The following is an 11358-nucleotide window of genomic DNA, read 5'->3' as shown; positions in this document are numbered from 1 at the left end:
GATGGATACTGAGGCTTTCAGTAATGAAATGGTAAGAGCTACACCTATGCCTATTTCACTTAAGGAAGCATATTACGAATATCGCTATGGTATTTTTGCTGAATAAAATAACCTAAAGCAACAATTTACTTAAAAAGAGCGTTCTTTTTTAAGTTTTTGATAGTATAAGCTGTCTTAGAACAACGTTTCTTAGACCATTTTTTCTTTCCAGTTAGTTTATACCAGACTTCATATTTTGCATTAGTGATGCTGTTCCAGCTTGTACTAATAGATTTTTTCTTACCTTTTGCAAAACGCCAAACTACAGAATTGATTGTATAAGTCGGTGGAGATACTTTTTTTGGAACCACAGGTTTTGGTTTAGGGACACCTTTGACAACAGTGAAGTTAACCCAATTGCCTATTGTAAAGTTTTCTCCATGTTCAAAATTCACAGAGCAAATAAAAGCAGAATATTGTCCTTCTGGTAATGTAATAGAATAGTTAGTACTCTTGATATGATGTTCATATTTATAAAGATTCTTACCTAGATAAATACGTAAATCATAATGACCGGTATTCTTTGTAGCAGTCCAATTAAAGCGAGTTGGCTCATAACTTGTTCCTGCATTGACAGGTAATGTCGATTTAGAAGGTGCTTCATGTAACGTTACAATCGGACAATAATAAACTTGACTGTTTCCAGCTTTATCATAAGCATAAATATGAGTGTAATAATTTCCACGTTCATTGTTATGAGCAGAAATATAAACAGTGAAACTATAAGTATTACCGTTCTTAGAACCACGTACACTTGTATTTGTCCACCAAGATGAAGCAAGATCATCCTGACCTTTATTTCCAGTCCAAGTAGGGAACTGTACGCGATCAATACCTACGTTATCTGTTGCTGTACATGAAACAGTATAGCTTGAAGAAGTAATATTTTTAATTTTTACGTTAGAAATAACTGGCTTAGTCGTATCAGTATTATTGATAGAATCATAATTGCTGGCACGTCTAAAATAAGAAATATTAGCTTTAGAATAATTACTTTCATAACCATCCCATCTGATTTCACAGTTTCTATGAGCACCATACCCACTTAAATTACATTCTACAACACGAAGGGTATTCCCACTGATAGAATAGACAATAGCTGAATGACCAAATTTAAATCTTACAAAATCCCCAACTCTTAAATTAGCTGTATCGGTTCTATTACCAAGTGATGTAACACGTTGACCAAATACTCTATAGAATATTCTTTTTGCAAAACCATCACATTGCATACCACCATCAAAATAATTACAATCATATTTTCCTGTTGGAACATTGGACATATTATGGGAGTAACAAGGTGTTGATGTTACTGAATCCGCATAGGATTCATTTTTATTTCTCGCTAAAGCATCCCCGGTATTACTAGAACTCGTTACTTTGTGATTCCAGAACTTTCCACTAGGATACGAAGACTTAAGACTTACTAGTTTATTATAGACTCCCGAAGCAGCCTGAGAAGTATTCACTTGATTCATTATTATAAGTGAACACGTCATTGCAATAGTTACTAATAGACTAAAAAATCTCCTTTTCATCATAATAAATCATTCCTTTCATACTTTTCTATAGTCATTATAAGCAAGAGAATAACCATTGTTCAAGAGCAACCGTATGGTAGCAGAAAACTTTTTGACCATTTTGTGACAAGATGTAATCCACTATTTTTCAAAAAAATTCGCTACCATTTGGTAGCGGTATCAAAAAATGGTAAAATTTTATTAAAGGAAACAAATAATGATATAAGAAGGGAGAATTAATTATGATTAAAAAGATTATCATTTGTTTTGTCTGTTTATTTATGATGGGAGTAAGCATAACGAGTGTGCAGGCAAAACGTAATCATTGGAAAACTGAGTATATTAAGTTTATTAATAAGATTGAAAATGAAAAACGTAAAACACATGCAACAGAAAAAATAAGATATTTCTTATTAGATATTAATAGGGATTCAATTCCTGAATTATTTATTGAAAATGACGTATGGCTCACTGATTATCGAAGAAGTGATATTGTATTGACAAGCAATAATAAAAAAATTGATGCCTGGTATTATAATCTATTAATAAGTGATTTGAGATACATCCCTGGAAAAAATAAATTGTATTATCATTACGAATATAAGCACATTAGCAATGATGACATTATCACTATAAAAAAGGGTAAGTTTAAGTTTACTGGTGGTATGTATCCATATAATGAATTATCAACATTAAAACATTATGAATGGAATAATAAAAAGGTTTCTAAGAAAACATATAAAAAGAAATTAAAAGCGGCATTTAATATGAAGAAGAGTAGAAAAATCAAAGGAAAATTTGTTTCTGCATCAAAGATTAAAAAACATATTAAAGCTTATTAATAAGGAGTTTTGTTATGAAGAGATATATAGCAGTCATCTTATCACTCTTAATGATGATGTTATCAATAAATAACATCAGTGCATTATCTTATAAATATAAGAAAGTAGATTACACATATCATTATCAAGGAAGAACTTTTACAAAATATTATAAAAAAGTACTCGTAAAAGGAAATTCAAAGAGAAGCAAGAAGATTAGATCATACCTTAATAAAATTGATAAAAGAGATCAAAATGAAGTGAATACAGGAGCATCCAATGCGGATTTTAGACAAGATCATTATGATTGGTGGGATAAAAGCAATGTCAGAGTAACTAAGAATACAAAGTCTATTTTCAGTCTTTGTCGAACAAATGATTCCCATTTTGGAGGAGTAGCTAATAGATACTATTATGGATATACCTTTAATAAGAAAGGAAAACTATTAAAACTTTTTGATGTCGCAAAAGGTCAAAAATCATGTGTCTTAGTAAGTATTAAGAACGCTCTCCTTAGAGAAGGAATAAGTGGATCAAGCATATCTGATTATATTAGACATCCAAATAAAATTCAGTTTTATGTTAATGGTCATAAGGTCTATATCTGTATTTCATCATATGAAGTGAATCAGGGTACAAGACCAATCAAATTTGCTTTAAAGAGTAAATATTAATTGTATATCAAGGAAATAAATATCATTCTTTTTAATAAAAGAGAGGGGGATTTTTATGAAATGTACGAAGTGCGGAAAGGAGTTTAATGGCGCTACTAATTTTTGTCCCTACTGCGGTAGTAAAGTAGAAATGCAAAACAAGTCTGTTAATAATAATCAGCAAAAGAAAACAAAACAATTATCGTTGATGAGAGAGTTTAGTAATGTAAAACTACTATCAATATGTGGAATGATAGTGGGCGCTTTACTATTATTTATCATTGTCTCTTTAAAAGGAATTAGTGGTTCTATTTCTTCTAATTCTCTGTCTGATAGTATGAGTAGTATTTCTTCAGCTATTCAATCATTAAAATTGATACCACCTTGTTACTACATAGCAATGGTACTTTGTCTTTATGTTTGTGTTTTTTCAATTATTAATGCGAGAAAACATAAAGATATTAAGACTACAATATTAGCAGGATTAAGCGGTATTAATATTTTATTGCTTTTTATTAATTTTAAAACGATCAGCACAATTCAATCATTGCTATCGTTGGATTTATCAGATGTATTTAGTGGAAAAATATCATCAGGGTTAGTTTCGGATGCCTATAATATCTTAAAAAATCCGGAAGAAACTGTAAATTCTCTTGCTTTAGCATTGGGGTTTGGGGCCGTTGTTCTTGCTTACTCCATTTATCTATTTGTTACTTATTATAAGAAAGAGCAACAAACATATGAGACTATTTCTTTGAATTCATTGAAGAAAACAAATGTTTCTAATAATCAAACTAATAAAAAAAATACTGTCAGTTTTACAAGAAAACAAAAAACAATTGGTGGTGTAGTTATTGCGTTATTGTTGGCGATGGGTATTGGTTATTACATATGGGATGATTATTTAAATTATACCAATATTGATCTAGCTAAGAATATTAGCTTGACATATAAAGGAATATCTGGAGAAGCCTATATTGATGATGTGACTAATAACGTTGAATATGATAAAAGCAATAAGGAAATTGCTGATTTTGTTAATAGTATCGAGTATAACTATTCAAAAGATGAGAACTTGGAAAACGGAGACAGTGTTACTGTTACTACTGTTTACAATAAAGATACTGCTGATAAATTAAAGCTACATGTTACAAGTGCTTCAAAAGTGATTAAAGTTGAAAATCTTATTCATAGATTCAAAGAAGCAAAAGAAGTTCCAAAGGATACTATCGCACTAATTAAAGATAAGGCTTTAACATATCTAAAGAATGAGTATACAAATGATTACTATGAAACATATCGATTCTCATATTGTGGAACATACCTTGTAAAATATAACAAGAAAGATTCACTTGTAGCGGTATTTAAAGATAATCATACTTCAAAAGATTATTATGACACAGTAACGACTTCTACAGATTATTACTACTATGAAATCACGAATGTAAATTCTGATTTAAATAATGAAACATTTGGTAACTATTCTACATATAAGTCAATGCTGAAAGATAATGAAGATGAATACATTAAAAGAGATGATGATATAGCATCTTCTTTACATAATATTAATTCAGAAATTACGGAAGATGTTATCGAAGTGGATTAATAATAAAAAAGGAGTGAAGACTATGAAAAGATCGTTAAAGGCATTTATAGCTATCTTAATGGTATTTACTGTTTTAGTAACACATCAGAAGAATACGTATGCACGTACAAAACATAGATATCTTTCTTTTGTAAAGCTAAAAGGGAATCGATTATATTATAGAAAAATGGCGTTTTGTGAGAATGTTGCCTTTCAGGAGGATGACATAGTAGGAATCGGCAAAACATATAGTTATAAGATTAATAAGAAAACAAAATATTATATGCAATATTGGCTTGAGGGAAAATTTACAAAACGAACTACAAAAAAGAAATTTTTTAAACAAATGACGTTTAAGCATGAAAAAGATATTGGAGATGTGTATTGGATAGATGGTCATTATTTAAAAAAAAGAAAAAGAAGAGTTGTTTATTATGATGATAGGTTATATGCAAATATCAAAAATAAAACAATTACAAAATTAGGAATAATGCAAGCTGATTAATATATTAAATGAAATGAGGAATTAATATGAGATTTTGTCCAAATTGTGGTAAACCATTAATGGAGGGGTCAGTATTTTGTGGCCATTGTGGTTACAAATTACCTGAAGATCTATTAAATGATGACGATGATCACAAATTAGAAGAAAGCGTTATTGATGATAATCAAGAGATGGAAAAGAATTCTGTTGAGGATGAAGATCAAGTCGATTTAGATAGTGCTACATTAAACGATAAAGTTGAGTTAGACGAAGATCAAAAAGAAGATAATGATCAAGAGATAATTGAAGACAATGATTTATCAGAAGCTATAGATGATAATGTTCAAAATGAAGATGAAAACTCAAATAAGAAATTTGAATTTGATGATACAAACGATTCAGTAGAGGAAGAAAATAAAGAAGAGACTATTTCTGAAGATAATACTAATAATGATAGTTCTCCAGAAAGTTCTAAGCAAACGAAGAAAGCCTTACTGATAGCATTGTGCTTTGTGTTAGCTGTAGGTGTATTTACAGGTGGCTTTTATTTTCTTAATAAAAAGAGTGACACTACTAAAACAAAATCTTCATCTTTGACATCAACTGTAAAAACAAAGAGTGATGATAAAATTCATATTACATTATCTGCTGTTGAACCAGCATACACTGTAAATGAAAACAATGCTGATATTGATTATACAAAAACAAAATTTCATTGGCGTACGGATAGCGAGGGTACAAAATCTCAAGAAATCATAAATAATATTAAAAATGAATACTTTAAGTATAGTAAATCTACAGGATTGAAAAATAGTGAAGAAGTTACTGTTACAATAAATATTGATGAAGATGATTATACTGTAACTGGACAAAAATCATTTGTAGTGAATTATGATACTAGTAAATATGAAGCAAGAGTGAATGGACAGACAGTGGATGAGAGAATTAGAGATGCTGATGGGTATGTATTTGAAAATAGTGATTCAGAATATTTAACGGCATCGCAGTTATCTTCAATTAAGACACCAACCCAATTAAGAATTGCGATTAATGAAATCTATGCACGACATGGTTATTCATTTATTAATAATAATTCTATTCAAAGATATTTTGATGCGAAGAATTGGTATTACAAAGATGAATATCTATATGAAGATACACAGATGGTTTGGAATACATACGAAGATGCTAACTTGAAGAAATTAGCAAAACTAAGAAAAGGTAAACTTAAATATAATCCTTCTTCTGAGTTAAATGTTTGATTATATTAAAAGGATGATACTTATGAAAAAATATATTGCAAAGCTAATGACGATAGTGTTAAGCGTAATGCTTTTATTTGCATTGACATTAAGCAGTATTAATGCAAAAACAAAATCTGGTTATTATGTTGTTTATGGTTCTGCTTGTATGACCTTTAAGAAAAAAGGAAAAAAGTTGTCTGTAAAAACAATAAAAGGAACTTCTATTGAATATTATAAGAAAAATAATCATCATACCATGAAATATATAGGTAGATCTAAAGTGTTTAAGATAAGTAAGAAGTGTAAGTATTATTATACTACTGTTTCTGGGGCTACTAAGCTTTATGATACAAAAAGGTTAGAAAAATTGACATTTATTGACATAAAAAATACTGTTCGATATGTGATAAAATATCCGGATTCTGGAGATTTTGTGGTTCTTTTCAAGGTAAAAAAGGGTTATGTAACGAAAATGATAATTATTGATGATTAATAGTATTTTTAAATGAAATATTTATAACTTGAATTGGTCAAATCACATTACTTATATTTAGGAATAATTGTTTAAAACGGAGCTTAATTTCCTATTATAAGCTCCGTTTTAATATATTCTTTTTAAATGAAGTAAATTCATAGGAAAACATGTCTAAACATGATAGAATTTTATTGATAAATACAACTCTTTTATAGAAAGAAGAGATACAAGTGAAACAATCAAAACAAATTGTAGATAAAAGAAGACAGGAGATACTTCATCAGGTTATTGAGAAGGGGAGTATCAGGGTAGAAGACATGGTCAGGAATTTGAATGTTTCTTCATTAACAATAAGAAGAGACTTTCAGTACCTTGAAGATCAAGGACTCATTGAACGTTTTCATGGTGGAGCCAAAATCATTGAGAAGAAGACAACGAAAGAAGATGAACTTCTAAAAGAAAGAAATAGAATTGCCAAATACGCTGCAACTCTTGTCAATGATGGAGATATCTTATTTATTAATACAAGCAGAACCGCATTATCAATGATTAGATACATTACAGCCAAGGCAGTAACGGTTATTACTAATAATGGAAATGCGATTAATGAACCCCATTCTCCTGAAGTGACAGTTATTCTCACTGGTGGAGAATTACGTTATGTAAAAGGAACAATGGTAGGGGAGTTTGCCTTAGATAGTGTCAATAAATCTTGGGCTACAAAAACATTTTTAGGATGCAGTGGTCTTTCAAGTAAAGTAGGTATGACAACGGATATTCTAAATGAAGTTAAGATCAATGAAGCCATGTTCAATCGCAGTCATGTGAAATCCTATATATTAGCAGACCATACTAAGATAGGAAAAATATGCAGCTTTGTTAGTTGTCCTATTTCAATGATCACTGATGTAATCACTGATCAGAAGGCTGATGAGAAAGAAATTAATCAATTAACAAAACAGAATATACAAGTGATAAAGGTACCCTAGGGTATCTTTTTTTATTTTGAACAAGTAAACGGACATAAAACGAAATAAATGCTCATATAATTTTTATAAACAATCATAAACAGAATAAACAATCATAAAACAATCTTGTTTATGTTCATATAAATGATATGATGAGATTGTACAAAGGTAAGGATTCATGAATCGAAAAAACTACGATAAAAGGAGAAAAAAATGAGTAAAATTTCAGAAATCACAAGAGAAAATTGGATCAATAGTACATTCCCAGAATGGGGAACATGGTTGGTTGAGTATTACGATCCAAAAAATACATGATTTCAGTCGAAGAGCGACGTCGCTTCAGTTCATGAGCGACGTCTTTTCAGTCTAACAGCGACAGTTCTACATCTCCTGTATAAGTACTATTACAATATATTTTGTAGGATACTTCCGCAGAAAGGTGGTGAATAAAAATGACAGACAAGATAAGAGAAATAATGAGATTGAGCTCATTAGGAATCTCTCAGAGAGTAATCATTAAGGCTGTTCACTGTTCAAGCCATACAATCAAGAAAACGATTGATAAGGCTCAGAGCCTTGATATCAGCTATGAGGATATCAGGGACAAGAGCAACAGAGAAATCACTGAGCTTTTCAAGGGAAAGAGATCTCTTGAACTTTATGAGGAAAGACCTGATTATGAGTATGTCCATAATGAAATGCAGAAAAGAAACGTGACTCTCAAGCTCCTGCGGGAAGAATACTCTGAAAAATGCATAGAAAAAGGTACGCCTTTTATGAAGTACACTCACTTCACTACACTCTACAGGCAATACTGTGAAGAGCACAAACTTACTATGCATATCAACAGAAAGCTAGGTGAAAAACTTGAAGTTGACTGGGCAGGTTCAACATTTCCGCTCTACGATCTATCAGAAAATGCAGTAATCGGAAAGGCATATCTGTTCGTGGCTGTTCTTCCTTTCAGTCAGTATATGTACGCCGAGGCAACTGCAGACATGAAACAAGGAACATGGATCAATGTGCATATAACCATGTTCAAGCACTTTGAAGGAGTTCCGGTCATACTTGTTCCAGACAATCTGAAGACAGGTGTGATTTCTCATAAGAAATATGAGGATATGATTCTCAATGAATCATATAGAGAAATGGCCAGATATTACGGTGCAGTAATTGTACCTGCACGTGTTCGCCGTCCAAAGGACAAGAGCTCTGCAGAAAGTTCAGTAGGCTATCTTTCAACGCAGCTGATTGCAAGACTGAGAAACAAAAGGTTCACATCCGTAAGCGATATCAACAAGGAAATAAGCAGACTTCTTAATGAGCTCAACAGGAAACCGTTCCAAAAGAGACCGTTCAGCAGACAGCACGTTTTTGAGAATGAAGAGAGAGAAACGCTACAGCCGATTCCCAAGCAGCCTTATGAATATGGCGAATGGAAGGAAGCAACCGTCCAATACAATTATCATATTCAGGTGATGAAGAACTGGTACTCAGTTCCATACAGATATGTACGAAAGAAAGTCAGGGTAAGGATCACGGATTCAGCAATCGAGATCTTTTACAACAATAAAAGAATTGCGGTACACATAAGAAGCTATGGAAAGAACTCCTATACGACCAGTGCAGATCACATGCCAGAGAACCATGCAGCCTTTGAAAAATGGAATTCTGAAAAAATGAAAAGATGGGCATCTGATATAGGCCCATTAACTGCTGCACTTATTGACCAGGAATTTGAGAAGGCAGAATATGAGCAGCATATATACAAGCGAATAATGTCGATTCTGCATCTTTCGGAAAGATTCAGCAGAAGACTGATGGAACAGACTTCCATCCATATGATTCAAAATCACATTTCCTGCAGCTACAGAAACTTCAAGTCTTATATTGAATATCTTCATGAGCAGGATGAAAAGACAAGATCTGATGCAGACCACAGCGGTGAGATTCTGCGTGGTGCATCATACTATAATAATGAGGACAACTATCATGATCAATGACAACATCGACAATCTTTTGAAGCTGGGACTTACTAACATGGCTGACAATTATAAGACACTATCCAATGACAAGGCATTCAATGAACTGAACTTTGATGAGCAGCTGGCACTGCTTCTTCAGCCACAGGTGGATGCCAAGAATCAGGAAAAGATCAAAGGACTCATCAGAAGATCGAGAATAAAGCAGCCCAACGCATCACTCAATGATATTCACTATTATGAAGACCGTGAACTTGACAAGAAGACAATAGCGACTCTAGCGACCGGACAGTATATAGAAGACGGTACAAACGTCTGTGTATTTGGAGCAACTGGAGCCGGAAAGACATTCATTGTATCAGCTCTGGGAATCGATGCCTGCAACAGGCTCTACAGAGTCAGATACATAAGACTTCCCGATCTTCTTTATGATATCGAGAAAGCAAAGAACCGCGATAAGTATATGCAGAGAATAAAATTCTACATCAACTTTGATCTGTTGATCATTGACGATTGGCTTCTGGTAAAGGCAACTCCACAGCAGCAGGAATACCTGTTTGAAATAATGGAAGGAAGAAATGAACTTCATTCAACAATATTTGCATCTCAGACTCGTACAAGTGTATGGCATGACTATCTTGGTGGAGGCACAATAGCCGATGCGATACTTGACAGGATCACATCATCCTCCTACACCATCTATATTAAGGGCAATCGATCAATGAGAGCAAGAAAATAAAAAAACTTGTACAAAAAGAGCTAGTGATGATTGTATCATCGCTAGCTTTATATCAATAAGAAAAAGTGTCGCTCTGCGACTGAAATGGCGTCGCTCTTTCACTGAATTACTGTCGCCGATTGACTGAATCAGTGTCGCTCTACGACTGAATCAATGTCGCTAAGTCGCTGAAATACTCAGTTGGTAGAAGATATTGAAAATGAAGTCGTAAAACCTGGCAATGTTTCAATGTGGTGGCTAGGCTGTACAGGAATGTGGCTTAAGACACCTGGTGATGCCAACATTACAATTGATTTATGGACAGGCAATGGGAAAAGAACACATGGTGATGGCAAGATGAAAGTGGGACATCAGATGGCCAACATGTGTGGAGCACGCGCAATGCAGCCAAACCTTCGCAATATTCCATTTGTCTTTGATCCATTTGCATTCAAGAAAGTAGATGCGGTACTTGCAACTCATTATCATCAAGATCATATGTCACCAGAATGGGCAGCACATGTTGTAAATAGTGGAATGACAACAGTTGATGAAAACGGCAATGAGATTCCAGTACCATTTATTGGACCAAAAAAATCAGTAGAATTCTGGTTAAAGTGGGGCGTACCAGAAGAAAGATGCATTACTGTAAAACCAGGAGATACTATCAAGATCAAAGACATGGAAATCATCGCTTTAGATTCATTTGATAGAACTTGTATTGTCACAACTGATTCAACAGGAGCAGATCGAGAAGTCTTAAGAGGAAAATGTCCAACAGATATGGACGATAAGGCTGTCAATTATTTGATTAAGACACCAGGAGGAAATATCTACCATTCAGGAGATTCTCATTTCTCAATCTATTT

General features: G+C 32.8%; 11 protein-coding genes. 10 read left to right on the top strand and 1 reads right to left on the bottom strand.

The window, feature by feature from the left end; translation table 11 throughout:
* Positions 1-125: 125 nt before the first annotated feature.
* Entirely contained in the window at positions 126-1517 is a 1392-nt protein-coding gene (locus tag J6L95_RS04915) for a GBS Bsp-like repeat-containing protein (protein ID WP_287458360.1), read from the bottom strand.
* Positions 1518-1801: 284 nt separating this feature from the next.
* Here J6L95_RS04915 and J6L95_RS04910 point away from each other — a divergent pair, with 284 nt between their 5' ends.
* The 10 genes from J6L95_RS04910 to ulaG form a co-directional block, all read left to right on the top strand.
* Positions 1802-2401, top strand: a complete 600-nt coding sequence (locus tag J6L95_RS04910) for a hypothetical protein (protein WP_287458359.1) — start codon at positions 1802-1804, stop codon at positions 2399-2401.
* Between the two features lie 14 nt (positions 2402-2415).
* Entirely contained in the window at positions 2416-3054 is a 639-nt protein-coding gene (locus J6L95_RS04905; protein WP_287458358.1) for a hypothetical protein, read from the top strand.
* Between the two features lie 235 nt (positions 3055-3289).
* The gene (locus J6L95_RS04900; RefSeq protein WP_287458357.1) at positions 3290-4639 is read left to right on the top strand and encodes a hypothetical protein; all 1350 of its coding nucleotides are present in this window, start codon (positions 3290-3292) and stop codon (positions 4637-4639) included.
* A 22-nt stretch (positions 4640-4661) separates the two neighbouring features.
* Positions 4662-5123: a hypothetical protein gene (locus J6L95_RS04895; protein WP_287458356.1), complete on the top strand. Its 462-nt coding sequence runs from the start codon at positions 4662-4664 to the stop codon at positions 5121-5123.
* A 26-nt stretch (positions 5124-5149) separates the two neighbouring features.
* Entirely contained in the window at positions 5150-6364 is a 1215-nt protein-coding gene (locus tag J6L95_RS04890) for a YARHG domain-containing protein (RefSeq protein ID WP_287458355.1), read from the top strand.
* A 22-nt stretch (positions 6365-6386) separates the two neighbouring features.
* Positions 6387-6839: a hypothetical protein gene (locus J6L95_RS04885; RefSeq protein ID WP_287458354.1), complete on the top strand. Its 453-nt coding sequence runs from the start codon at positions 6387-6389 to the stop codon at positions 6837-6839.
* A 212-nt stretch (positions 6840-7051) separates the two neighbouring features.
* The gene (locus tag J6L95_RS04880; RefSeq protein WP_287458353.1) at positions 7052-7810 is read left to right on the top strand and encodes a DeoR/GlpR family DNA-binding transcription regulator; all 759 of its coding nucleotides are present in this window, start codon (positions 7052-7054) and stop codon (positions 7808-7810) included.
* 431 nt (positions 7811-8241) lie between these two features.
* Complete coding sequence (gene istA / locus J6L95_RS04875) at positions 8242-9792, top strand: IS21 family transposase (protein WP_287458352.1); 1551 nt, start codon at positions 8242-8244, stop codon at positions 9790-9792.
* Positions 9782-10510 (top strand): ATP-binding protein, encoded by a 729-nt coding sequence (locus J6L95_RS04870; protein WP_287458351.1) that lies wholly within the window; start codon positions 9782-9784, stop codon positions 10508-10510. The genes istA and J6L95_RS04870 overlap by 11 nt, the downstream gene beginning before the upstream one ends.
* Before the next feature lie 180 nt (positions 10511-10690).
* The coding region (gene ulaG, locus J6L95_RS04865; protein ID WP_287458350.1) for an L-ascorbate 6-phosphate lactonase at positions 10691-11358 on the top strand (668 nt) is incomplete at its 3' end.

The sequence above is a fragment of the Kandleria sp. genome (assembly GCF_017934775.1).
In the GTDB taxonomy this organism is placed as follows: domain Bacteria; phylum Bacillota_I; class Bacilli_A; order Erysipelotrichales; family Coprobacillaceae; genus Kandleria; species Kandleria vitulina.
This window is presented reverse-complemented; position numbering and strand designations above follow the sequence as displayed.